Origin of the sequence: Leptospira ainazelensis (assembly GCF_016918785.1) — a bacterium.
Lineage (GTDB): Bacteria > Spirochaetota > Leptospiria > Leptospirales > Leptospiraceae > Leptospira > Leptospira ainazelensis.
Window position 1 is genome coordinate 17,778 of the sequence record NZ_JAFFPT010000041.1, and the last position, 24,692, is coordinate 42,469.

A 24,692-nucleotide genomic window follows, 5' to 3' on the forward strand; every position below is an offset into this window, starting at 1 on the left:
ATTCTGTTTCTTTGTTTATCCTGGGTGAATGTCCAAAATTTTCAAGACGCTGACTCGATTTCCGTTTCTCAAGTCATAAGATGTTTCGTAACGTCTCTTCGATTCGATTTTTTAGATTCCGGGCTTTCTCCCATAAATTCAAATCTTCGAACACGATCACTTTTTTGGAATCGTTCAAATTCTATAGAATGGAATAAAATTCGGCGGGACTTTCCGAGTCGTGATCGGTTTTGATTTCTACTTGAGCGGTCGTAGTTTTTTGTTAGGTCTCGTTTTTCTTAAAATGGGAGGAAAAACGAGTCAGAGAATAGATGATCAAATATCCGAAAAAAATCGATATGGACATCAGGATCAGAATTCCTAAGAGTCTATGGTTCCCTTGGATCCGAATGAAAATTTCCATCATATCTTCGTAAAGCGCCAACGGGTTTGTGATGATGTCCCAAGAATTCCATCTGTAAAATCTTCCGATATAAACTCCCAATGCCGCGAGGGGAGCGATCGTAAGGACAAACATCCAATTGATCAACGCGTTGAATTTATCGTCAAAAACGTTGTGGATGATTCTCAGAGATAAATATCCGGAAAAAAGTCCGTTCCACGCGAATGAAAAAATGAGCAAGATGTCGAACCAAAGAGGGATTCCAGGTTTGGGTTTGAGGTGGATAAAGTCGGAAACGATATATGGAGAATTGGGAAAGAAAACGAGCCAAGCAAAAACGAGAAATACAAAAATGATATCGATCGATCTTTTGCGGATTTTATAATAGAACAAAAGAAAATAGGCGATACAAACCGGGATCAACGCTAAAACTAAATTCCATTTTAGGAATACATAACTTTGTTTTCCGGATATGGATACTCTCAATTCGATTAGGACGAGACTCAGAAGACAAGATAAGAATAAGGATAGAGGCGGAAGAAACAAAGGGGCGTGTTTGAGTATCATACAGATTCTAACAATCCTCGAGACCTATTTTTTTTGAAGAAAGTTTCCTTTTTCGCAAAGGATTCTTCTACGGTTCCAAATCGAAAAAAACTTATGGAGCCGCGACGAATTCTATCTCGTATCCGTATGTTTCTTCAAACGCGGGCTTTTGTTCCTCGGCCGCCCAAATTTCCAGAGAAGGATCGTATCCCTTGCTCGTCTTTAATACGAATCGAATTCGATTTTTTTCGACGTTGCAAAGTATGTTCGGAACAAGTCCGCCTCGGTTTCGATTGAGAGCGGAACTGATTCGTAGGATCGCGGAAAGTTGTCTTACGAGAGTTTGATTTTTTTCCGAAAGCCGGCTGTATTCCCTGTGTTTGATTCGAGGCGTATTCTTTCTATGATAACGCGCGGTCAATGCGATGATTTCGATTTCTAAAAACGTAAACCCCAGAAGCATTTCGGAATTTCGAATCATATAATAACTGTGTTTGTGATAAGCGGAATGCGAGATCGATTGTCCGATTTCGTGAAGCAGGGAAGCGGCTTCCAAAAGTTCTCTTTGTTCCTGTCCGAGTTTGTGAAGCCCCTTTAACTGATCGAATATCTGAAGACTTAAATCGGCGACGTGTCTTGAGTATTCTTCGTCTCTCGAAAACGCGCGCATAAAGTTGTGAACGGAAGTCTGACGGATATCGTCGAGATGTTTGGAATGTTCTGTATTCTCAAAGTGTTCCCATTTCCGAATCGTATCGTAGACGATCCCTTCCCTCAAAGCGAATTCCGAAACCGTAAGGCTTTGTACGTTTGCGAGGTCGAAAACCTCCTCCAAGATGAGTGTTCCTCCGACGATGATATCCGCACGTTTTGCGTCCAATCCGGGAATCTTGGCCCTCTTTTTGGAAGTGTCGGCTTCTAAGATGAGGTTTCTCATCCTCTTAAATTCGGGTGTGGAGAATTCGAAATTATTCAAAGAGATTTCTTCGGTTTCCCCTCTGGAAGCGAGAATCATTTCCGCGATTGCCTGGATCGTTCCGGAAGAACCCACGACGAGGTCGGGTTTTAGATCTCTGAGAATTTTGCGAAACGGAAGAAGCATTTCTTCGATATGAAGTCTGCACTTTCGAATGTCCGAGTTGGACAACGTTTCTTCTTTGAAAAATTTTTCGGTCAGACGGATGGCGCCCAACTTAAAACTTTTTGAAAAGAGTATGTTCCCTCTGTGTCCTACGAGAATTTCCGTACTACCGCCCCCGATATCGATCATCATGATCTTTCGATCGAAGACTGGGATGCCTTGTAGGATACCGAAATAGATCAAACGGGCTTCTTCATAACCGCTCACAACGTCGATGGAGATACCGGCGTCTTGGTAAGCGGCTTCTAAGAATTCTTCCTGATTGGATGCTTCTCTGAGCGCGCTTGTGGCTACCGCTCTGACCTCGGCGCCCGCGTTTTCCGCAAGAACCTTAAATCGTTTGAGACAATCGATGCCGCGTTTGAAAGAGTCGGAATCGATTCCTCCGCCTTCTTGCAGGCGATTGCCTAAACGCACCGATTCTTTTTCTCGGGCGATGGCTTCGAATGTTCCGTTAGCCCGAACCCGAACGATGATCATGTGGAATGAATTGGTGCCTAGATCGATGGCGGCGAGAGGTTTTTCCTGAACCATGGTTGAACAGATTGTTTGCCGGTTAAAATCGAATCCAGCTTAATTTGTTTTCTGATTTTTTTGTTTTGCAGTTGCCGGGAACCCAACCGTTGAAATTATTGAAACCGTTCAAATAGGAAAGTTCTGCAGGAATTCCCGGTTTTAACAGATAATAAAGATAAATAACCTCCGCGGTTGAAAGGTACACGAAATGATATTTGATAATCTCTATGCCCTGTTTTCCAATGATATGGGAATTGACCTGGGGACGGCAAATACACTGGTGCATGTGAAAGGACAAGGGATCGTTCTTTCGGAGCCATCTGTAGTTGCGGTTCATGCGGCGACCGGAAAGGTGCTCGCAGTAGGGCAGGAAGCAAAACGGATGTTGGGTAGAACCCCGGGTGAGATCGTAGCGATCCGTCCGATGAAAGACGGTGTGATCGCCGACTTCGAAACCGTGGAAAAGATGATTCGTTATTTTATCGCGAAGGTGCATAACCGCACAACTTTCGTAAAACCGAGAATCGTGATCGGAGTTCCGTCCGGAATCACCGAGGTCGAAAGACGCGCCGTTCGTGAATCCGCAGAACAAGCGGGTGCGAGAGAAATTTTCTTAATCGAAGAAGCGTTGGCCGCGGCGATCGGAGCCAACATTCCGATCAACGAACCCGCCGGAAACATGATCGTCGATATCGGCGGCGGGACGACGGAAATCGCGGTGATCTCTCTCGGGGGAATGGTAATCGCGGAATCCATTCGTACGGGTGGAGACGAGTTTGACGAAGCCATCATCAAATATCTCAGAAACCAATACAACCTGGTCGTTGGGGAAAGAACCGCGGAAGACATCAAACTTACGATCGGAAACGCATATCCGGAAAAGAAAGCGGAAACGATGGAAGTGCGCGGTAGGGATGCGATCTCCGGACTTCCGAGAACTTTAGAATTGGAATCCAATGAAATCAGAAAGGCTCTCAAAGAACCGACAGACGAAATCTTAGACGGAATCAAACGAGTTCTGGAAAGAACTCCGCCCGAGCTCGCATCGGATATCGTGGAAAGAGGAATCGTCCTTACCGGAGGCGGTTGCCTTCTTCGCGGACTAGAAACTTATCTTTCCAAAGAAACCGGAGTTCCGGTTTTCCGTGCGGAGAACCCTTTGACCTGTGTGGTTCTCGGAACCGGAAAGTATCTCGACGAGTTGAAATACATCAAACCGGGAATCCGCTAAGAAGTTCCTAAAAGAACACGTTTAAGAATCCGGAGCGATTTCCCGTTCCGGATCGAAAGCCGGGAGTGCAAAAGAAGATTCGATGTTATGGTTTCAACTCAGTCGAAGCAAAGAGACGGTCTCACTCCTCTTTTGTGTTTTATTCTCCATTCTTTCCCTAACATTCAGAAGTAACGTAATCGTTCGCGGGATCGCGAGCTTTCAAAGAGTAGGCGATATCGTTTCCGGATCCATCGATTCCTTCGGCGGATTTTTCAAAGGCGCATACAACAAGTTGGAATCTTTTGAAACCGTTCGAAAGGAAAGGGATTCCTGCGTCGCGGTCATGGAAGACTACAAACTTCTTCCTCAAGATTTGGAAAAAGCAAATCGTGAGAATGATTCCCTTCGAAAAGAACTTCGTTTTCAGAGCCGTCAGAAATATACAAGTCTCAAAGCCGAAGTTTTATCGGTTCGTCTGAACTCCATCTATAGAACCATCATCATCGACAAAGGCGCCGACGCGGGAATCAAACCGTATATGCCCGTGACCGCGAGAGCCGTGGATCAAAAAGGCGCCATCATAGAAGCGTTAGTCGGAAAAGTAATCGCCGTTACCGGCGGATCTGCGGTCGTCCAACCGTTGATCAACTCCAACTTCAACATGGGGATTTCGATGCCCGATACCAATCTCTGGGCCAATCTTTCCGGAAACTCCGGAAGAGGAACGGAAGCCCTTTTGAATTATATCGATAGCGGGATCATCATCGATCCGAGGGTTTTTGGAGAATATCCGATGGGACCGAGCGAGATGATTCAGTACACGGAGTCCTTGAGCAAGATCGGCAAACCGGTTTATACATCCGGAGGCGGCGGTGTGTTTCCTGCGGGAATTCCCGTCGGAGTGATCACGGAAGAAGGTCCGCGCAACGGAAGTTTTAAAAGCGCGTATCTCAAACCTTTTGTACGTTTCGAAATGCTCGAGAGCGTGACGATCCTTTTGAAACTTCCCGAAAAATGGCTCGAGACTTGGCCGGAAGGACAGAACATCACGATCGAAAATCCTTATTTCGGGGAACTCAATTATCCGGGAGAAGAAAAACTTCTCAAAGAGAATTCATCCAAAAATCCTTTATCGCCTAACGGAAATAAGCCGCAGACAAACGTTCCTAAAAATCCGTCCCTTCCTCCGAGCGAGGATGATTTACAATGATCTTAGAAAAACTCGTCATCGCGGTCGGAATTCTGATCGCACACTTTTTAAACGGATCGAATCTTTTCGAGATCGGATCCGCGATCAAACCGGACTTTATGATTCTTCTCGTATTGTTTTTTGCGCTGAGAAGGGGACCGCTCTACGGTCTTTGGATCGGTTTTTTCGGAGGACTTTTGACGGACTCCGGGCTCGGAGGAGAAATCACTTCGGGGAATGTGGTCGCATACAAGATCGGACTTCATTCTTTGACGTTTTGTCTGATCGGATATTTGGTCGGAAAGTTCGCACGTTCGGCGTATCATGAGAATTATCTTTCCATCACGATCTATTCTTTGCTCATCACGTTTATCACAAGAGTCGCTACGTATTATCTATTCTCCCTTTTCTTTCACGAGAATATGAGTTATTCCTTATTTTTTACTTCCATCTTCAACGCGCTCATCGCACCGGCATTTTTCTACGCTCTGACCTGGATCTATCAATTGGATCATATGGGGGACGCGTAAGTTGTTAGGCGGAGCTCAGTCGGCGACGGAATACCGTCTTGAGAGAAATTTCCGCGTTCGATTGTATATCTTTTCGGGGTTGGTAGTTTTCACGTTAGGCGCGTTTATCTTTCAGCTATTCAATCTTCAGATTTTCAACGGAACCGACAACGCCCTCAAAGCGGAGAAGTTTGTAAGAAAGAGCGAGATCATGCCCGCGGCTCGAGGACAGATGTTCGATCGAAACTTCCTCACACCGGAAACTTCGATGGCGCTTGTCTCCAATTATTCTTCCTTGGATGCGATCCTAAATACTTCCCTTTTTAAATACGATCCCGCGACCGTAAAAGCGTTTATCCACGAATTTGCGAGAACACTTTCGATTCCGATTTCGTATTATGAAGACGAACTCATAGAACCCAGATTCTCCAGAAACTTGAAGTCGAAAAAACCGATCGTCCTTTTGGAAGGGATCACGACCGCTCAACAGGAAAGAATATCAGTATTCGATAATATATCCAAATACATCATTCTTCTTCCTTCTCCGAGAAGAATTTACAAGATGGGGCCCGCTCTCGCACACGTTACGGGTTATATCGGAAAACCGACCCGAGACGATCTAATTGCGGGAGAAATCAAGTCGTATCAATTCCTCGGAAAAAACGGATTGGAATTGGAATACGATTCCGAACTCAGGGGGCTCGACGGTTTTAGAATCCAGAAAAGAAGTTCCGAAGGCAATATCGAAGAAGAAAGGGTAGTAGAACATTCTTCTCCCGGAAACAATTTGATTCTTACCATCGACAAGGATATTCAGATCGCCGCTCACAAGGCTTTGAAAGGAAGCAGAGGGACCGCGATTGCGATCAAGGTCGCAACCGGTGAAATTCTCGCGATGGCTTCCAATCCAAGTTACGACCCGAATGTTCTTTCGGGAAAAAATAAAGCGGATCGAACGAGTCATTTTAAAAGAGTCAAGGACAACGGCGGATTTTTAAATCTTGCGATCCAGTCCAAGTTTCCGCCGGCTTCCACGTATAAGACGTTAGTCGCGCTTGCGGCCTTGGAAAGTCAGCACAAGATCGGTTATACTCCGGAAACCTCCTATTCGTGTAACGGAAGTTTTGTGTTGAAGTCCACGTTTGCGGGAGTTCCCGACCAGGTTTTTATGTGTTGGGAGAAGGGCGGTCACGGGACAAACGATCTCGCGCACGCCCTTCAGAAATCCTGTTCTGTTTATTTTTACAATCTCGGATACAAACTTGGGTCGGACGCGATTCTCAACTACTCTCGACTTTTCGGATTGGATAGTAAATCCAAGGTCGATCTTCCCGGAGAGATCACGGGTTTTGTTCCTTCGTCCGCGTGGAAAAAAAGGACTTACGGAACCAAGTGGTTCGACGGAGATACGATCAACTTGTCGATCGGACAGGGATTTATTTCTTCGACTCCGATGGGAATGGCGATGTTCTACATGGGACTTCTCAATCGGGGACAGATCTATCAACCCTATGTCGTGAGTGAGATTCGGGATCCCGTGGACAACTCGATCATCAATCGGACGACTCCTCAGATTTTAAAGGACATTCCGATCAATCAATCTTCTGCGGAAGCGATCAAAGAAGGATTAAAACTCGTGGTCAAAAGCGGAACCGCCGCCTATGTGTTGAACAAACCGTTCTTACCCGATATCGCGGGAAAAACGGGAACGGCTCAGACAAGAAGAAGAGGGGCCTCCGGATCCAACCACGCGTGGTTTGTGGGTTATGCACCCGCGAACGCGCCCGCCAGCGAACAGGTGTTAATTGTTGTTTTCGTGGAATACGGAGTGGGTGGAGCCGCAGGGGCCGCGCCCGTCGCGAGAGAAATGTTTCACGCGGCGTTTCCTCCGGGAACGTTCAAAAAATCACAGGACGTAGCTCCGCCTTCTTCGCCGACGGCAGGACAGGAGGAATCTCTTGAAGCCAGATAAGTCGATAGAAAAGATAGATTACTTTTTGGTAATCTCCGTCGTGATCGTCGTTCTTTGCAGCGTGTTAACTCTGTATAGCCAAGAGGTCAACTTCGAAGACGGACCCGGGAAGTGGTATAGACAGCTCTTTTATTTTATCCTCGGTCTTGTGATCATGTATTTCGTATCCCGGATCAACTATCAGTTGTTAGGCGCCTATGCGATCGTCATCTACGTGTTTACGGTATTTCTTTTGATGATCACTCTGATTCCCGGAATCGGGCATTTACCTTCGGGGAGGGGAGCGCGTTCCTGGTTGAAGCTGGGCCCGATCGGGATCCAGGCGTCCGAGTTTGCGAAGTTGTCCACCGTGATTCTTCTGGGGCAGTTTATGGTCTTGAAGGAAAAGGATATGAAGAACATCGCCGTTCTTTCGATTCCGTTCGTGATCGTAATCGTGCCGATGATCTTTATTCTTCTGCAGCCCGACTTCGGAACTGCGGTTTCCTTTTTACCGATTCTTTTTACGATGCTCTTTTTAGGAGGAGCGGATATCCTTCATATAGGTTCCCTTTTGACGTTAGGCGGAATTACGCTGATGATTCCGATGTTTGTGGAATATTCCAGACTGACTCTGATCAACGATATCACCGAATTTTTGCAGAGAACGGGAAAGACCGATCTTCTTTCCGTGGTCAATCGGCTCGGAGGAAAGATCTGGCTCGCGCTAGACGGAAAGGATCTGAAAGCCGCGAACTTGACCCCAAAGACGTTAAACGCTCTTCGAGAAGTGGTGGATCAGGTCGTCGAACTGGAAGGCGGATTCTTCTTTAAGATTTTTTCCAATCAGAAGTTGCTTCTCACGTTCGGAGGAATCTTTTTACTCGCGAGTCTCGTGATGGTGGGAATCCGGATCGCGAGGGGAAGTAGAACATTAAGACAATATTATATTCCGCTAGGAATCTTAGGGATCAGCTTGATTTCGGCGGTAGTAGTGATGAAGACCGTTCCTTTTCGTGAGAACCAGGTCGTACGATTGACCGCATTCTTAAATCCCGAAGAATTCAAACAGGGCGCGGGATATCAACTACGCGCGTCCAAACCCGCAGTCGGTTCGGGAAGATTTTTCGGAAAAGGTCTTATGAACGCCGAAATGACCGAAGGAAGAATCCCTCACGTTCCGGAATCGAGCACGGACTTTATCTTCGCTTCTTGGGCGGAACAGACGGGATTTTTAGGATCGGTATTCTTGTTATTCTTTTTATTTTCGATTCCGTTGCGCGGTCTTCAGATCAGCTATGAAAGTAAGGATCGATTCGGATCCTTGCTTGCGTCCGGGATTGTCGCTCTTCTTTTTTATCACATGGCGATCAACATAGGAATCGTGATCGGACTTATGCCGGTGACTGGAATTCCATTGTCGTTTATGAGTTACGGAGGATCACATTTGATCATGTCGATGACCGCGGTGGGAATCATTCTTTCGATCAAAAGCCGGAAACACGCAAACTGATTTGGGTTTGGGCGGTTCCGCTCGAATGTTCCCAAGAAAAAGTTTCCTACTAAAAAGGAGCGGACCGGGCTGACTTCAGGCTCGCACTTCGTGCTCACCCTGCCGTTGCGCCCCATAGGAAGCATCGGCACTGAGTTCAGCGAGCCAAGCGAGCGGCCGTTGCGCCCCATAGGAAGCATCGGCACTGAGTTCAGCAAGCCAAGCGAGCGGCCGTTGCGCCCCATAGGAAGCATCGGCACTGAGTTCAGCGAGCCAAGCGAGCGGCCGTTGTCGGATTGAGTGACTCGTAGGGAACTATATCTTGAGTTCGGAAGCGAGACATTAAACGAAATCTTTACCGCTCCCAGTGGATCCAAACTTGTAAAGGACGCTTCGCGCCTTCCGTATCCCTACCGCTTTGGATTTCCTTTCATTCGAAAAAGTCTTATTATGAAAAGCCGTTTAAACCCGGCCTTCCAATTGCATTGGATGGAAAATACGGCGAATCAAGTTTGTTCCTCCGAAGGACATCGCACCCATTCCGATTTAGGCTGAAGTAAGATCCGTAAAAAGTAGGAACTCCTTCGTTTTCGGACTGGACAGAAACTTTGAGAAAGGCAGAAACAAAGACGTTTTGTGAAGATCAATTGTCTCAGAAAATTCTTATAAAGAGCCGATAATAAAAATACTTCTATGGATCCGGTAAAAGACTCTCGATTCTTCTTTGATCTAAAACACAAGTTCGAATCCATTTTGGAAGAAGTGGAAAAAAAGACCTTTGACCAAAAGGACGAGATCCGGGAATTGGAAACACTTTGGGAAGATATGTTCCATCTTGCCGGAAAAAACGATTCTCCTTACTTTCAGATCCGGCTCAAATCCTTAAAAAAACAATTGGATACTTTTGTAAAAAGCAAGGTTTACGAAAAAAACGAATTTGATCGGATCTTTCATCAACTCGGAAAGATGAAACGTACGGATTCGGTTGAGTTTTTGGATGAAACTCTCAAGAACCGTCTCGAAAAAATCGCGGGGAATCACTATTCTCCCGGAGATATGATTTCTTCCGGAGTCGTACTTCCTTCTTCCACGAATCAAAAAGGAAAACAATACATCACCTTTCGCTGCGGAACTATCTATTTTATCACGGACCATTCTTCTTATACGATTCTCAAGGATTTGGATCGGAGAAAAAACACGGTGGAATACAAGGGCACGGTCCACGGGATTTTTCCGAGCGCTGCAGTTTACGGACTTTCGGAAGAGGAATACAGAACTGAAAGTTTTTTGACGATGAGTCTTCTTGCACTCAAAAGGGATAACGGTTTTGAATTCTATCGTTTTGACGCGTTAGGCGAAATCGTCCAGCTCAACGAAGGAACGTTCCGAAAAGGACTCAAGCCCATCGAAAATTCGGATGTTTTCGGAAAGAAAAGTAGAATCCGGAATTTTTTTAGAAAGGCCGGTATTCGTTACTATTATATTCCTTCCGAAATAAACTCAATCTAACTTCGAAAAAACGGTTCCGGCCGCTCTTATGGAAATCCTCTGATATTTTGCATAGGCCGCAACAAGAGAGGATCGAATCGCCTTTTTATCCTTCAAACCGGACTTTGCAACGGTGGCAGCTAACGCCTCCAGCAAATAGGCTTCCGGAGCCATAAACGTTTTTGTCATCGCGACTTGTGGAACGTACAAAGAGCGAAGCACGGGACCGAAATACTTTTCACTTTCGCAGGCGAGGACCACAACCGGTTTGGAAGAAGCCGATTTAAGTCTTTGTATTTCCGGAGGGAAACGATCCATCAGACGATCGTGACCTACCCAAACTATCAGATCCGAGTTCGAATTCGAGTTTCCGGCGGCGTTCAAAAAATCGACTAACGCGTCGTCGATCCTATCTCCCGCATACGCGCGTATGTTAAGAATCACTTTTGTCTCTCCTTTTTTCGGAGTTCTTTCTAAAAGCAAATTTCTTAAAATAGAAGAGGAGAAATTTCCGTCTTTTTTTTCTACAACTTTAAAGCCGTCGGCTTTTTTTAAAAAGGATTCCGCTCCGAAAGCCGCGCCCCAGTAAAGATTCCCCTCCAAGGAGCGGGGGTCTCCGGCCTTTCCTTTTCCGCAAGCGAGTTGTGCTCCGTTGCAGAGAGGAACGAAGACTTCGATCGTGAAGGCCTTTGGAGTGAGCGGGTATAAGGATGATTGAATGAGGATGTAAAGAAGAAAGAATGAAAATTTTGATTTCATAACATAAACATTTTTACATTCGAAATGAAAGGCAAGTCTTATAAAAAAACGATCTGATTTCAAAGTGAAACCTTTGATTGCAGTCATCAAACGGAGTGAATTCGATTTATAACGTGATGGTTTAGAGATTGATAGAAATATTCTTTTTAACTTGACCTTCCTAAAAGTTAGCAGTGTGAATTTATTCTAACGAATGGATGGATGAAATTCGAAGAATCATTTAGTAAAAGAATAAGATCTGCTTTGAGTGCAATTCTTCATTCTTTTACTAAAAAATTTTGAAAGAAAATAGAAATCCATCATTTGTAACAACGTATCCATAAGAGGTGAAATTTTTGGAGCTTCAAGACGAGATTTATTTGAAAAAATTTTATAATTATTCTCTCGATTTGTTTGCGATTCAACGAATGTCCGATGGAATTGTGATCTCCGTAAATCCGGCCTTTGAGCGGCTTTTAGGATGGAAAGACCAAGACGTAATTGGGACAAATCCTTTTCATTTAGTACATCCGGATGATTTACCATTGTTCCTAACGGAGTTCGCGGAGCTAAACGTAGGGACGCCGAATCTTTCGGTACAGCACCGAGTGAAATGTTTGGACGGAAGTTATAAACATTTTTCTTGGACCGCTTATCCCGATCTTGAAACCGGTTTGATCTTCTCGACCGGTAGGGATATAACCGAACTCGTGGAATCAAATCGAAGAATCAGTCAGCTTGCCTTGGAACTAAAGGAAGCGAACGAATTGTTGTTTGAACAAGCTTCTACGGATCCTCTTACAAAATTGAAAAATAGAAGGTCGTTTAATAAAGATCTGAATCACTGGATCGTTCAGACCAGTTCTAAGGAAGGCTTTTTGTCCTTACTTCTGATTGATGTGGATCATTTCAAGGCATATAACGATCAATACGGTCATCCGGCCGGTGACCAAGTGCTGGTTGATTTGGCTTTTATTTTGACGAATACCCTCCGAAACAAAGGCATTCCGGCTCGCTACGGAGGCGAAGAATTTATAGTATTATTGCCGAATACACCCAAAAAAGAATCCGTGGAAATGGCCGAAACGTTGATTCGATCAGTGTTAAATTATATTTGGGATAAAAGACAAATTACGATCAGCGTGGGAGCGACCTCGGTTTGTTTCGACAAACATTCAAAGATCGAAAATTCGAATTTTTCGATCCAATTGATCCAAGAAGCGGATCAGGCTCTCTATCATTCGAAAACAAACGGAAGAAATCAAGTCGCGCACGTTTTAGATATTGTGAATGGAAATTCTACACCTTACTCGGAGCTACATTAGAAAACTCTGAAATTCGGACATTCCCGCTGAGAAGAGTTAGAGTTCCGATTGAAAAGCGGGTTTTGGAAAATCAAAGAATTGAATTCAAATTTGATTCTTTAAAAAAAGAGATATAAATGTGGGTAAAAAGAAATGCGGCGTCTACGATAATAATTTGAAAACGCGAGATGAAATTCCCGGAGAAAAGTTCTCCGGGAGATAGGAAAAGAACTTAGTCTTCGGAATCTTCGAGGAGGTTGTTCAGACTTTCCACGAGAACTTCCACTTCCACACCGTATCCCATACAAACTTGCTCGATGGTTTCGAGTTCGTTGATGGAACAGTGAGAACATCCTCCCAAATGGTAGCTTGAAAAAACAAGCCCCGCTTCCGGGTGAACGGACATGGCCTCACCCACTGTCATTTCCTTATAAAATCTTGGCTTGACCACTTCTGTCATGAATATCTCCTATCACTAAAATACCCGCAGGGAAAGTTTTTCGCGAAGTATTTTGCTCCTGCTAAAACGGCGAAATCGACCGGTTGAGAATCTCGTTTCCTTGAGGAAATGTCTCTCCAGTGCAGTAGCTTCCAATATATAGACCTGGGAAAGAAAGTCAAGAGCTATGTTTTTTGAAGAAACCGGAAGATTTTACATTCGTATCGAGGAAAGATTTGAATCCTCCCATTACCTTTACCGGTATTTTCCGGACGGTTCCGACGAACCCATCCACGGCCATTCCTGGAAGGTGGAACTTTTTCTCTCGGGAAAAAAGAACATCGGGGAAGACGGGATCAGCTTTGATTTTCTCACTTCCAAACGGAAACTCAAAGAACTCGTGGGAAAGCTCGATCACATTCTCATCAACGATCTGGAAGAATTTAAGAAGATCAATCCGACCTCGGAAAATATCGCCCGCTGGTTTTATCACTATCTCAAAGAAAGCGTCCATTCCGCCGGCGGTAAAGTCGATCGAATCGTGATTCATGAAGGCCCCGAAAACCTCGCCTATTTTGAGCCGGTTGAGTGAGAAGGATCCAGAGAGTGCGAGACGTTGAGTTTTGCATTTGGTTCCCAACGAATTGGGCAAACTATTGAGAATCTAAAAGATCCCAATCGGAATCTTTGTCGGAGTTCCTACATTCCAGACTTTTTACTTGCAAAATACTGATTTTATGATAGAGCAAACTTTGCCGATTTTTTCCCTGCGACGCGATCCTTAGAGAGCGTTGCATTGAGTTATTCTACCTCTCCACCCAATCAGCAAAACCTTACCCACAAAGTTCTTTGAATCTTAAGAAAAATCTGTCGTAACAACGACAGTCCTCCGTTAAACGAAAGCCCCGCCCTGAAATTTTGGGTGGAGGGGCGGGTGGCGGGAAAACTCCGGGAGATTTTCCTATATCACAGAATTAAAACTTTGCAAGGAATATTCTCTCTCGAAACTCTTGTAGGAACTCCTACAAAAAGTCATACTGGGATACTACTTCATTCGAAATCGCTTTTTTAACTTTGTGGGTAAGGTTATGACCCAATCAGGGTGGGGCGCGCCTCTTTCACAGAAAAATTGTCGTTGTTACGACAGATTTTTTTAAAGATTAAGCAACTACTGGAACGAACGTAAATCCGTTAAAGAGTTGCGTTGAGAAATCCTTACTTCCTTACAAAACAACTGGTTGTTTTGTAAGGAATGATTGATCAAGATTCAGGCTCGGAGTTTCCTTCGAACGAATTTCGATTTCTTTCCTTTTTCCGAAAAAGGTGAAGGCGTTCCTTCGCGGGAGATCCCATTCTTCCGCTTAGAATTTTAAGGAGAGAAGATAACCCGCGAGTATAAAAGTAAATCCAAGACTAAAGAAGAATCCGATCTTCACCGGTTTTGTGTGGGTTTTGTAACCGGACAGAAAGATATGCAGGGAAAGAAAACCGATCGCGACGGTTTCGGTGATCAAGGTGGCGACTACCGCAGGTTGTGGACCGTAGAATAAGATCAGAATCGAAGGAAGAAAGCCCAAAAAACTCATAAAGGCCCCGGTTGCGATCCACATCATAAGAATCAAACGAGATTGTCTTTCATCCGGAAATTGAAAGAATCCGACTGCGGCTCCTACGATCAATTGATGAATCAGGCCGTGAAGCGTGTAGAGAATTCCGGAGACGATGAGAATGATTTCGGCCGCGTGGATATGTTCAAATGAGTTCAATGGAGTATTCTCGGATTTATTTTTCCTAAACCTACAGAAGTATCCTTGTTCCTCAATCAAAATTCATGTTGACCCGACCTTTCGAAAAAAATGTAATAGAGTCCAAAAAATAAAGAATAGAGAATTTTTTCATGCATCAAGAGCTATGGACGCCTTCCTCTCAAAAAATCGAATCCTCCAATTTAACCAGCTATCAAAAATTCTTAAAAGAAAAAAAAGGACTTCAGTTTGCAGACTTTGAAGAACTTCGTTCCTGGTCCGTAAAGGATGTAGGAGCTTTTTGGGAAAGTATCTGGAACTTTTCCGCCTTTCTCCATTCTCAGCCATACGAGACCGCTTACAAAAAGGGAGAGAGTTTTACGGATTCCCGTTTTTTTCCGGGAGCAAAACTCAATTTTGCGGAGAATCTTCTTCGAAGAAAGGATTCTTTTCCGGCCATCATCTACAGAGGAGAGGACGGATCGAGAAGGGAACTCAGTTATGCGGAATTGCGGAGTTATGTGGGAGCTCTTGCAAAAGATCTTAAAAAAAGGGGGGTTGTTCCCGGAGACCGAGTGGTCGGTCTTATGCCCAATGTTCCCGAAACCGTGATCGCGATGCTCGCCGCCACTTCGATCGGAGCGATCTGGAGTTCTTGTTCTCCCGATTTTGGAGCGAAAGGGGTGCTCGATCGTTTTGGACAGATCGAACCCAAGGTTCTTTTTACGACCGACCGTTATTCCTTTAAAGGAAAAGATCTTTCTCTCGCGGAGAATCTGACCCAGATTCTATCTTCGATTCCTTCCCTGGAAGCCGTCATAGTTTCCGATTATAAGAATGGAATTCTTCATTTTAAAAATCAGACTCGGACGATTCTACCCGAAAATTATCCGCAAAAGAATATTCAACTTTTGGAAAGTATTCTTCAGGAGAATTTCGGCGCAGAACCGGAGTTTTATCAGGTGGGAATGGATCATCCGGTTTATATCATGTATTCTTCCGGAACTACCGGTCTTCCGAAATGTATGGTTCAAGGGACAGGTGTTCTTCTCAACCACTGGAAGGAACTCGTTCTTCACACCGATCTCAAGGAAGGAGAAAGAATTTTCTATTATACGACCTGCGGTTGGATGATGTGGAACTGGCTCGTGAGTTCTTTATCGGTCGGAGCAACGGTTGTCTTGTTTGACGGAAATCCGTTTTATCCGGGTCCGGAGATTCTCTTTCAAATTGCGGCGGAGGAGAAAGTCAACGTTTTTGGAGTTGGAGCAAAATACATTCTCACGTTGGAGAAGTCGGGATTTCAGCCAAAAGGTTTGGATCTTTCTTCCATGAGAGCGGTACTTTCCACGGGTTCTCCCCTGACTTCTTCAGGATTTCAATACGTATATCAAAATTGGAAGTCGGATCTTCAACTTTCTTCCATCTCGGGAGGAACCGATCTCAACGGATGTTTTGCGTTGGGAAATCCGATTCTTCCCGTAAACGCGGGTGAAATTCAATGCAGAGGTCTTGGGATGGACGTGGAAATCTGGAATGAATCGGGAAAGTCCGTGATCGAAGAAAAGGGAGAACTCGTCTGCAAACAACCGTTTCCATCGATGCCACTTTCTTTTTGGAAGGATGCGGATGGTAAAAAATATAAGTCCGCGTATTTCGAAACATTCTCCGGAGTTTGGTGTCACGGAGATTTTGCGGAATTGAAAAAAAACGGAGGCCTTGTCGTCTACGGACGTTCCGACGCAACTCTCAATCCGGGCGGTGTAAGAATCGGGACCGCGGATCTTTACAGCCTGATCGAAACCTTTCCGGAAATCGCGGATTCTGTGATCATCGGTCAGGATTGGAAAGAAGACGTGAGAATCGTTTTGTTTCTCAAGATGGCGGACGGAAAAACTTTGGAGAATTCTTTGATTCAAATTCTAAAAAAGGAAATACGAGACAAGGTTTCACCGAGACACGTCCCTTCTAAGATCGTTTCGGTTCCCGATATTCCTTACACGATCAATATGAAGAAGGTGGAGATCGCGGTAAAAAGAACCGTACAAGGAGAACCCGTTACGAATAAGGAAGCCTTGAGTAATCCTGAATGTTTAGAATATTATAAAAATATAAAGGAATTGAACGAGGACTAAACGAACCCGAGATCGAAAGAAAACTTCGGCGGTCGATTCAATGCAACATAAGAATTCTAAAAAAAGAATATTTCTTGGGAAGAAATAAGAATGAAAAAAATTTCCTTAAGATTGTAACAGATTCGAACTTGAAGTCCGTTTTCAAGGAATTTTAAAAAAAACTTTGTAGGAATTCCGACAAAGGGAGATCGGAAGGAGCAGGCGGGGTTCCTTTTTCAAGAGGAGGAGAAGTTTTAAATGTTTCGGAAAATTCTAAAAAAACTCATTTTATTTTGGATTCTTTTGGGAACCTTTTTCCTTTGGATTCAAACTCCGTTAAATTCAGTCAGAGCGGAAGAAAGCGCATCCAAGTTTTATAATTCTTCTCGATTGAAGGAAATTTTAGAAAAAGGAGAATTAAAAGTCGCCGGAAACCAAGCCGATGAACCGTTTTATATTCCAAACTCAAAAGAAGGTTTTCCCGGTTTTGATTACGAATTGGGAAAAATGTATGCGGACTTTCTCGGTGTAAAGTTCAAATTTATTTCTTATCCGGAGTTTGCCGAATACGCGGAGGCGATCAAAAAAAAAGAAGCTGACATCGCGTTATCCGGAATCTCGAGCAACTTGGAGAGATCCAAAAAAGTGCGTTTTAGTTCGGCTTATCTGATTTCCACTCCGGCGGCCTTGATTCGAAAGACGGCGCTTCCACCGCCTCCGGAAGGAAGTATCATTACTACTCAGAGTTTTCGGAATATTCTCGACTTACAGGACTTAAGCGGAGTCACCTTTGCGGTTCGTTCTTTTTCCAATCGCCACGAATATCTTCTCAAAAACTTTAAGAGCAATCGGATCTTTACTTACGGGGATACTCCTTCCGCCTGGGAAGCCGTGAAAAACGGAACTGCGAATTGTCTCGTTGCCGATTCTTTTTATATAAAGGGGATTTTACTCAAAGAAAAATCGATCGCTTCCAATTTTCGTCCTCTTCTCGAATTGGTTCAGAGGGAGGATATCAGCGCGGCCTTTCCGATTGCGGATCCTGTTTTTGTCCGTAATTTCGATTTTTTTATTTCGGAACTTTCTCGTTCGGGGGCTCTGAGAGAATTAGAAGATAAGTATTTTAATAAATCGGATTGGGTTCCTTGAGAGAATTCTTATAAAAACTCTCAAGATCCGTGTTTTAACGAAGAGAGTTCGCGACTTTTTCTCTTAATTCTAAATAACGAGATCGGTTGGAAAAAATGATCTCGTTGTATTCGGGAACCCCGCCCCAGCGATCAACGGCGCCCGGTCCCGCGTTGTAGGAGAGGAGCGCTTTTTCTGTATCACCTTTTCTGAGTTCTAAGAGATCGTTTAAGTAGGAAACTCCGAGATGGATGTTCACTTCCGGCTTATGAAGATCTTCCGAAGACGTTTTCCAGCCTTCCTTTTTGGAAAGCCAGGTTGCGGTGCTCGGCATGATTTGCATAAATCCGCGAGCTCCTTTTGGCGAGCGAGCCGTCGCCTTGAACTCGGATTCCAGATGAATGAGTCCGATCAGGAGACTGACTTTATCCGTGTCGGAACAACGGAAGGTGCAGGATTCGAGATCCAATCTCCGAGATTCTTGGAGAATGACTTGAGAGAGTTTCTGAAGAGGTTCTTGAGAAAGGGAAGGTCGGACCTCCAGGATATAAGCCTGAATGGATTTGATTTCGACGGTTTCTTCGTCGAGGTGGGCCGTTTTTTGGCCCAAGGCTCCCGCGAGTGGTGCGAGAACCAGTTGGAAGCTCAAAGGTAAGAGCAACCAAAGGAGATAGCGAAAACGAAATCGGGTCATCTTGCGAAAATTCACTGGATGCCTCCGTAGATTCAAATTTGTGCATCGCACAATCTATGACCAGTTTTTTGGCGGCGCACTATGAGTCAAGGAATTCTTTTTCCTTTTGGAACTGAGTTTAAGAGACAGAAGTCGGTTTTTTTGAAAAAAGTGGGTGTGAGAGTTCCTACTTTTTTAGAAATTCAGGGAACTCTTCCTCAAGAGAGGGATTCCGGAAACGACGGAAGAATTACGTTTTCGGAATCGATTCTTCTCAAAAATTTTTGGAGAGGAATTTTATCTCACCTTTTCCCACCAAGATTCGGAAGAAAAGGACGTTGTTCCGTCCACGGTTTCCCCCGGTTTTGGCGTGACGAGATCGACTTTGAGAAGTTTGGCCGCTTCCAGAGTTCTTCGGATCGGTTCCTCCCATTCGTGAATCGCCAGATTGAATGTCCCCCAGTGAACCGGAAGCATCCGTTTTGAGTTTAGGTCGATATGCGCTTGGACGGCCTTTTCCGGATTCATATGAATTCCCTCCCAGGTGATGTCGTAAGCTCCGACCTTGATCGAACTCAGATCAAAAGGTCCCAGACGTTTCCCGATTTCTAAAAAGTGAGGAGAATAACCCGTATCTCCACTGTGATAAAAACGATTTTTAGGACCGATGACGGACCAAGAAGACCAAAGGGTCGACTTTCCATTTAAGAGCCCTCTCCCGGAATAATGAACCGCGGGCGTGCATACGATTTCCACATCGCCTACTTTTCCCTTTTCCCACCAATCCAATTCTGTAATCTGATTTTCCGGAACCCCCCAACGTTCTAAGTGAGCGCCGATACCCAGAGGAACGAAGTATCTCGTTCCTCTGGAAGCGAGAAATTTTGCGGTGAGCATGTCGAGATGATCGTAGTGATCGTGAGAAATCACAACCGCATCGATCTTAGGAAGATCTTCCAAAGGGATCGGAGGAGGGAAGAATCGTTCCGGTCCTATACTCTTGAACGGAGAAACCTTTTCCGAAAAAACCGGATCCGTAAAAATCCGGATTCCGTCGATCTCGACTAAAACGGACGCGTGTCCAAACCAAATCGCTCTGAGTCCGGGCGCGGGAGTTTCCGGAAAACTTTTCACGTCCGGATAAACGACCGGGATCGGAGAAGGTGGAACTCTTTGTTCGTTTCCGAAGAGTTGTCTCCAGATCATCTTGGAATACGAGCCGGGAAGAATCATCGGAACAAAGGGTTCGTTTTCAAATTTACCGTCCTTATACATCTTGGAAGTCTGCATTCTCTCCATTCTCTTTCCCTCGGGGTTTCCTCCAAAAGAACTCAAACAAGCTGTTTGTAAGAGAACGAGAGAAGTTAATCCTAAAAGAAGAATCAACGATACCAATGAAACTTTTTGAATTCGATTTCCAAACATAAGGACTCCTAAAATTTGATTAAGCGACTTTCTTTGTGGATCCCAATAAGGCCATTTTCATAATTCCGAATAAAACTCCATCGGAAAGAAATTTACGCAATCCTAAAAGCGACTTTGCATCCATTCCAATCACGTAACGAAGACGTCTGGAGGAATCGTTTGCGGCTTTGTAGATTACCTTTGCTACTGCTTCCGAAGAACTCGTCATCATCGCTTTTTCCATAGTTCCGAAAACCGCATCGGCAAACGGTTTGTATTCGGCGGGAGATTTCTCAACGGTTGAATCCGAAGAACGTCCTATAAAATCGGTCGCGATCGCTCCAGGTTCTATGAGTTTGACTCGAATTCCAAAAGGAATCAATTCGTATTGAAGAGATTCGGTAAAACCTTCCAGCGCCCATTTGGTCGAGTGATAAAGGCTGTAAAGAGGGAAGGTGATTCTTCCTCCCATAGACGCGACATTGATGATGTTTCCCTTTTTATTCTTACGGAAATGAGGAAGAATGTTTCGAATCACATCCATTGCTCCGAAAACGTTAGTATCAAATTGTCTCTGAATCTGTTCTTTGCTTGCGCCTTCAAAAGGGCCGACGAGTCCGTAACCGGCGTTGTTCACGAGAACGTCGATTTCTCCGAAGTGGTTGATCCCGTCTTGGATCGCTTTTTGAATCGTTTCCGGTTTTGTCACATCCAGCGGAAGACAGATTAGATTCGGAAGGTTTTGGAGATCCTTTTCCTTTTCGGGACTTCTCATGGTGGCGATCACGTTCCAGCCTTTGGATTGAAAGTGTTTTGCCGCGGCCCTTCCGATTCCGGAAGAAGTTCCGGTGATCAATATTGTTTTGCGTTTCATTTTTGAATTACTCCTTTTTTGATGACTTATGGTCACTTTAAAATGACCTTGAGTCATATATAAATGACTGTAAGTCATTGTCAATTCTGAAATCTGAAAGTTTAAAACGAAAAGGAGATTGTTTTTGTGACAAGCCTTTTGATTGATGGAATTTGGAGAAGCGAAAGAATCGAGACGTTCTCCATGGCAAAAAAATAGAATGAAAATCCGAGCCGTAAAAGACGACGATAAGAAAATCAAAAAAGAACTTCTGATTCGAGCTGCGATTTCCCTATTTAACAAATCCTCTTTCGAAAAAATTTCCATGGATCAGATCGCCAAGAAGGCAGGGGTCGCAAAGGGAACCCTATATCTTTATTTCAAAACCAAAGAAGAGTTGTTTTTAGAGATTCATAGAATGGACTACGAGGTCTGGTTTGATTCTTTTCAGAAGTTTCTTAGATCTAAAAAACCCGGAATGAGCGCCGGCGATCTTTCTTCCTGGATCACGGAATCTTTGAGAGAGAATCAGAGAGTCGTTCGTTTGATGGCGATCGGTTCGGCGCTTCTCGAAAAGAATGTTGTGTTTGAGAGCGCCCTTTCCTTGAAAGCCTCGGTTCGAAAACACGTCCTTGAGATTGTTCCGGAACTTTGTAGGGTTCTGAAATGGAAAAAAAAGGAAGAGGCTTTGGTTTTTCTCACTCATCTTCACGCGCTTATCGTAGGACTTTGGCATCACGCCGAACCGGCTCCGGTCGTTTCGAAAGTTTTGAATTCTTCTCCTGACTTTGCGGTTTTTCAGATCGATTTTTTTCAGACTTTAGAATCCGGGATTCGAGCCTTGGTTTTAGGTTCTCAGAAAGATTCTTAAACGTGTGAGTTCCTACTTTTTTTCGTAGAATCTTGTTCTTCGGAAAAATCAAAATTCTTCCCTAAAACCGGAAAGCGGTCCGGAGTTCCGTCCAAGATTCACCGTAAAACCCCGATTTTCTCTACTGATTTCGAAATCCGCCAGAGTTTTTCAGAGATCGGCGCGAGGTCCGATGTAAAAAGCTCTATAGTGACCGTTACAAAAGAGACATGCTTTTAGGAGTGAAAAAATGACCATAGAAACAAAACCGAAAAAACGAAATCTAAAACCGATCAATGCCAATCGACCCACCGTCCGTAAGATGGACTTTAAAAAAATGGGAGATCTTCCCGATCACTATTTCGCGGGAAATTCCTTTATCACACATATCATCAATTCCTATCACATCCTATTTCCGGAAGGAGAGCGATTCTTTATAAAAAGCGTAAAAGCTTTTGCGGATCAGGTGAAGGATCCGAAACTACAAATCTCCATCAAAGCTTTTATCGGACAAGAAGTCCAACATGGAAAAGAGCATGAAAAGGTATTGGAAGTCCTCGCGAAACAGGGAAAACCGGTCGCTCGTTTTGTGCGATTTTTTGAATGGACTGCGTTTCAGGTGATGCTTCCTTTTTTCGAATTCTTCTTTGGAAAAAAATTAAAACTCTCAGTCACCGCCGGAATGGAACACTATACAGCGACGATGGGGGAAATCACTCTTCGTCACGGATTTCACGAACACGCTTATGGAGAGATGAGAGATCTTCTTCTCTGGCACGCCTGCGAGGAGATCGAGCATAAATCGGTTGCCTATGACGTTCTTCAAACCGTATCGAAAAGTTATCTCTTGAGAATTTTCGGATTCTTCTTAGCGTCTTGGATTTTTTGGGGATATGTCGCCTTCTTTCAGCATTGGTTTATCATCACGGATCCGAACGTGGGTTTCAAAAAATATTTCCAAGATCTCAATGGTTCTCGTCCTTTTGGAAGAATTTTATGGGTCGAAACTGCAAAGGCCTTCTTCCTCTACTTGAAGCCGAGTTTTCATCCCGCACAAACCGGCGGATACGAACTCGCGAACAACGCTCTCGCAACCATATAAGAATATTAGAATACCTCTAAGTTTTGATTTTCTTTAAACAAAGAGGTTTAAAATTTTTAGAATGAATAGGGAGATGTTTTTGAAGCGCGTTTTAGACGTGCGATCGATTCGGAGAAGTTCCGTTTGTTTTTTGACCTTCCTTCTTTTAGAATCGGAACTTTAGGTTTGGCTCTTTGAACTTCTTTTACGTGTGGAATCGGAAATTCATTCTTTAGAAAAATTCTCACTTTTCCAATCCCTGAAGACCGGATCTCCCAAGAAAAAGGGACGATCGTTTTATTCTTTATCAAACGCGAAGAATCTCAAGTTCCCTCAAAGCCCTTTCGTAAAACTGGAAATTTTTGTCCTTTTTTCAAAAGAAAATCATTGGAAAATAGAGATCTCCCTTTTTGGGATTTTCTTTTTTTCTCGCACTTTGTTACCTCGAACCCCGTAATTCCTTGAGGGAAGAGAACCTAAAAATGATGGAACAAAAATCAGCTCAATATCGATGAGTTGTTTTAAAAAACTCATATTTCTGAATTTTTCATATCGCATCCTTCGGATTTGAATCGTCTTTATTGATATGTTGTGATAGAAATGTCCTACATTCTAAAAGTATAATAATTTTATATTCTCGAAGGAGTTCGAATTTGAAGAAAGAAGCTACGATTGATTCTTATCCCCGGGTTATGATTCTTGAAGACGACGATCTCCTTCGGGATACGATGATTCACATGTCCAAAAAAATCGGTTTGCAATGGTGCGAAGCCAAAGACGGCAAACACGCTCTTTCAAAAGTGGAAGAGTTTAAACCTGACGTTTTTTTTGTGGATTTGGAAATGCCCGTAATGGACGGGAAGGAATTCATTTCGAAGATGAAGGAGAACTCTCCCGATTCTTTGTTTATCGTCATGACGGCCCATTCGGAACCGCATACGATCATAGAAACGATGAACTTAGGCGTTTTTGATTACATTCTGAAGCCGATCAATGCGGGGCATTATAAAAATCTTCTAAAGGAAGTTTCCGAAGAACTCAAAAGAAGAAGGGTGATTCAGCTTTTCGAGGAAGAGTCTACAAATCGTTTAAAAGAACAATTAGGATGGGTTTCTTATAAACGTTCTAAAGTCGCCGATCTGGATTCTATGATCGAACTTTCAAGAACCACTTTGAACAATATCAAATACGCTCTTCTGAGCGGCGGCGGCATCGGAACTCTCATCAGCTTAGTGAAGATGATCCGCTCCTCGGCCGAAAAAGTGGATTCAAATTACGTAATATCAGTCGATCTTATCGATATGCTGACTGAAAACAGCGATTTTATCGAAAAAAACATCAATCGACTCGAGGAAAGTCTTACACTGTTGCATAGGGAAGTTGCCCCTCATTTAAGAAGGGTTACGGTTTCTCATCTGATAGAAAAACTCACGGAACACTTTCATAAATTCGCTTTGAATGAAAAGGAATACTTGGAGACGAAGGCCCTCAACATTCGAATGCCAAACGTGAATCACAATCACTATCAAGATTCCGTAATGGTCGATATGGATTCTTTTCTTATGATTTTTTACGAACTTTTGGTAAACGCTTTGAAGTATTCGGATAAGGAAGGAGAAGTGGACGTTTATTTTTCCTCGAAGTCGGGGTTGTTCAATCTCTACGTAAAAAATGATTTCGATTCCAAATACTTATCGGGAATCTCCCCCGATCAAGAATCCCTTGTAAAACAACCTTTCTATCGTTTGGCGAAATTTTTGGATGAAAGTGTGAAGACGGAAGAAGTTTTTTCAGGTTTAGGTTTGACTCTTGTGGATATAGTAGTGAGAAAACACGGCGGAAGTTTCGGAATCAAAAACGTAACGGATCATACGATTTCGAGCAAACCGGAAACGGTAGTTCTCGCGGCGATTACCTTACCCGTTTGTTGAGGAGA

The 24,692-nt window shown here is 43.9% G+C and carries 22 protein-coding genes; 13 read left to right on the forward strand and 9 right to left on the reverse strand.

The features are described from left to right. Positions 1–262: 262 nt before the first annotated feature. Complete coding sequence (locus JWG44_RS10955; RefSeq protein WP_205274996.1) at positions 263–949, reverse strand: DUF1361 domain-containing protein; 687 nt, start codon at positions 947–949, stop codon at positions 263–265. A 91-nt stretch (positions 950–1,040) separates the two neighbouring features. Beyond that, positions 1,041–2,603, reverse strand: coding sequence for a Ppx/GppA phosphatase family protein (locus JWG44_RS10960; RefSeq protein ID WP_205274997.1), 1,563 nt, complete (start codon positions 2,601–2,603; stop codon positions 1,041–1,043). 190 nt (positions 2,604–2,793) lie between these two features. On the opposite strand from JWG44_RS10960, the gene JWG44_RS10965 reads away from it, so the two are divergent. The 6 genes from JWG44_RS10965 to JWG44_RS10990 all read left to right on the forward strand — a co-directional run bounded on the left by JWG44_RS10965 (position 2,794) and on the right by JWG44_RS10990 (position 10,448). Then, the gene (locus tag JWG44_RS10965) at positions 2,794–3,816 is read left to right on the forward strand and encodes a rod shape-determining protein (protein ID WP_010574148.1); all 1,023 of its coding nucleotides are present in this window, start codon (positions 2,794–2,796) and stop codon (positions 3,814–3,816) included. Positions 3,817–3,898: 82 nt separating this feature from the next. After that, the gene (mreC, locus tag JWG44_RS10970; RefSeq protein WP_205274998.1) at positions 3,899–5,008 is read left to right on the forward strand and encodes a rod shape-determining protein MreC; all 1,110 of its coding nucleotides are present in this window, start codon (positions 3,899–3,901) and stop codon (positions 5,006–5,008) included. Beyond that, positions 5,005–5,517, forward strand: coding sequence for a rod shape-determining protein MreD (gene mreD / locus JWG44_RS10975; protein ID WP_118970288.1), 513 nt, complete (start codon positions 5,005–5,007; stop codon positions 5,515–5,517). The genes mreC and mreD overlap by 4 nt, the downstream gene beginning before the upstream one ends. Before the next feature lies 1 nt (position 5,518). Continuing rightward, positions 5,519–7,468 carry a penicillin-binding protein 2 gene (gene mrdA, locus JWG44_RS10980; RefSeq protein ID WP_205274999.1) on the forward strand — a complete coding sequence of 650 codons (1,950 nt, stop codon included), beginning with the start codon at positions 5,519–5,521 and terminating at the stop codon, positions 7,466–7,468. Then, complete coding sequence (gene rodA / locus JWG44_RS10985) at positions 7,455–8,960, forward strand: rod shape-determining protein RodA (RefSeq protein WP_205275000.1); 1,506 nt, start codon at positions 7,455–7,457, stop codon at positions 8,958–8,960. The genes mrdA and rodA overlap by 14 nt, the downstream gene beginning before the upstream one ends. Positions 8,961–9,632: 672 nt before the next feature. Further along, positions 9,633–10,448, forward strand: coding sequence for a hypothetical protein (locus JWG44_RS10990; RefSeq protein ID WP_205275001.1), 816 nt, complete (start codon positions 9,633–9,635; stop codon positions 10,446–10,448). Here JWG44_RS10990 and JWG44_RS10995 read toward each other — a convergent pair. Continuing rightward, complete coding sequence (locus tag JWG44_RS10995) at positions 10,440–11,186, reverse strand: hypothetical protein (protein ID WP_205275002.1); 747 nt, start codon at positions 11,184–11,186, stop codon at positions 10,440–10,442. The genes JWG44_RS10990 and JWG44_RS10995 overlap by 9 nt on opposite strands. Before the next feature lie 335 nt (positions 11,187–11,521). On the opposite strand from JWG44_RS10995, the gene JWG44_RS11000 reads away from it, so the two are divergent. After that, positions 11,522–12,490, forward strand: coding sequence for a GGDEF domain-containing protein (locus JWG44_RS11000; protein ID WP_205275003.1), 969 nt, complete (start codon positions 11,522–11,524; stop codon positions 12,488–12,490). A gap of 211 nt (positions 12,491–12,701) precedes the next feature. Here JWG44_RS11000 and JWG44_RS11005 read toward each other — a convergent pair whose 3' ends face one another. After that, a complete protein-coding gene (locus JWG44_RS11005) occupies positions 12,702–12,929 on the reverse strand; it encodes a DUF1858 domain-containing protein (RefSeq protein WP_069607990.1) in 228 nt (75 codons plus the stop codon). Between the two features lie 166 nt (positions 12,930–13,095). Between JWG44_RS11005 and JWG44_RS11010 the strand changes: the two genes are divergently transcribed. Then, complete coding sequence (locus JWG44_RS11010) at positions 13,096–13,500, forward strand: 6-carboxytetrahydropterin synthase (RefSeq protein ID WP_205275004.1); 405 nt, start codon at positions 13,096–13,098, stop codon at positions 13,498–13,500. Between the two features lie 61 nt (positions 13,501–13,561). Here JWG44_RS11010 and JWG44_RS11015 read toward each other — a convergent pair whose 3' ends face one another. Beyond that, positions 13,562–13,705 carry a hypothetical protein gene (locus JWG44_RS11015; protein ID WP_205275005.1) on the reverse strand — a complete coding sequence of 48 codons (144 nt, stop codon included), beginning with the start codon at positions 13,703–13,705 and terminating at the stop codon, positions 13,562–13,564. 564 nt (positions 13,706–14,269) lie between these two features. Further along, positions 14,270–14,674, reverse strand: coding sequence for a hypothetical protein (locus JWG44_RS11020; protein ID WP_205275006.1), 405 nt, complete (start codon positions 14,672–14,674; stop codon positions 14,270–14,272). Between the two features lie 131 nt (positions 14,675–14,805). On the opposite strand from JWG44_RS11020, the gene JWG44_RS11025 reads away from it, so the two are divergent. Continuing rightward, complete coding sequence (locus tag JWG44_RS11025) at positions 14,806–16,788, forward strand: acetoacetate--CoA ligase (RefSeq protein ID WP_205275007.1); 1,983 nt, start codon at positions 14,806–14,808, stop codon at positions 16,786–16,788. A gap of 237 nt (positions 16,789–17,025) precedes the next feature. Continuing rightward, complete coding sequence (locus JWG44_RS11030) at positions 17,026–17,916, forward strand: substrate-binding periplasmic protein (protein WP_205275008.1); 891 nt, start codon at positions 17,026–17,028, stop codon at positions 17,914–17,916. Between the two features lie 34 nt (positions 17,917–17,950). On the opposite strand, the gene JWG44_RS11035 is transcribed toward JWG44_RS11030, so the two are convergent. The 3 genes from JWG44_RS11035 to JWG44_RS11045 form a co-directional block, all read right to left on the reverse strand. Continuing rightward, positions 17,951–18,604 (reverse strand): lytic transglycosylase domain-containing protein, encoded by a 654-nt coding sequence (locus JWG44_RS11035; RefSeq protein WP_205275009.1) that lies wholly within the window; start codon positions 18,602–18,604, stop codon positions 17,951–17,953. A 261-nt stretch (positions 18,605–18,865) separates the two neighbouring features. Continuing rightward, positions 18,866–19,993, reverse strand: a complete 1,128-nt coding sequence (locus JWG44_RS11040) for an MBL fold metallo-hydrolase (protein WP_205275010.1) — start codon at positions 19,991–19,993, stop codon at positions 18,866–18,868. 19 nt (positions 19,994–20,012) lie between these two features. Next, on the reverse strand, positions 20,013–20,846 hold the full coding sequence (locus tag JWG44_RS11045; RefSeq protein ID WP_205275011.1) for an SDR family oxidoreductase: 834 nt from the start codon (positions 20,844–20,846) through the stop codon (positions 20,013–20,015). A gap of 199 nt (positions 20,847–21,045) precedes the next feature. Between JWG44_RS11045 and JWG44_RS11050 the strand changes: the two genes are divergently transcribed. The 3 genes from JWG44_RS11050 to JWG44_RS11060 all read left to right on the forward strand — a co-directional run bounded on the left by JWG44_RS11050 (position 21,046) and on the right by JWG44_RS11060 (position 24,687). Then, positions 21,046–21,696, forward strand: a complete 651-nt coding sequence (locus tag JWG44_RS11050) for a TetR family transcriptional regulator (RefSeq protein ID WP_205275012.1) — start codon at positions 21,046–21,048, stop codon at positions 21,694–21,696. 229 nt (positions 21,697–21,925) lie between these two features. Next, on the forward strand, positions 21,926–22,777 hold the full coding sequence (locus JWG44_RS11055; RefSeq protein ID WP_205275013.1) for a metal-dependent hydrolase: 852 nt from the start codon (positions 21,926–21,928) through the stop codon (positions 22,775–22,777). Between the two features lie 632 nt (positions 22,778–23,409). Beyond that, the gene (locus JWG44_RS11060) at positions 23,410–24,687 is read left to right on the forward strand and encodes a response regulator (protein WP_205275014.1); all 1,278 of its coding nucleotides are present in this window, start codon (positions 23,410–23,412) and stop codon (positions 24,685–24,687) included. The last annotated feature ends 5 nt before the right edge of the window (positions 24,688–24,692 follow it).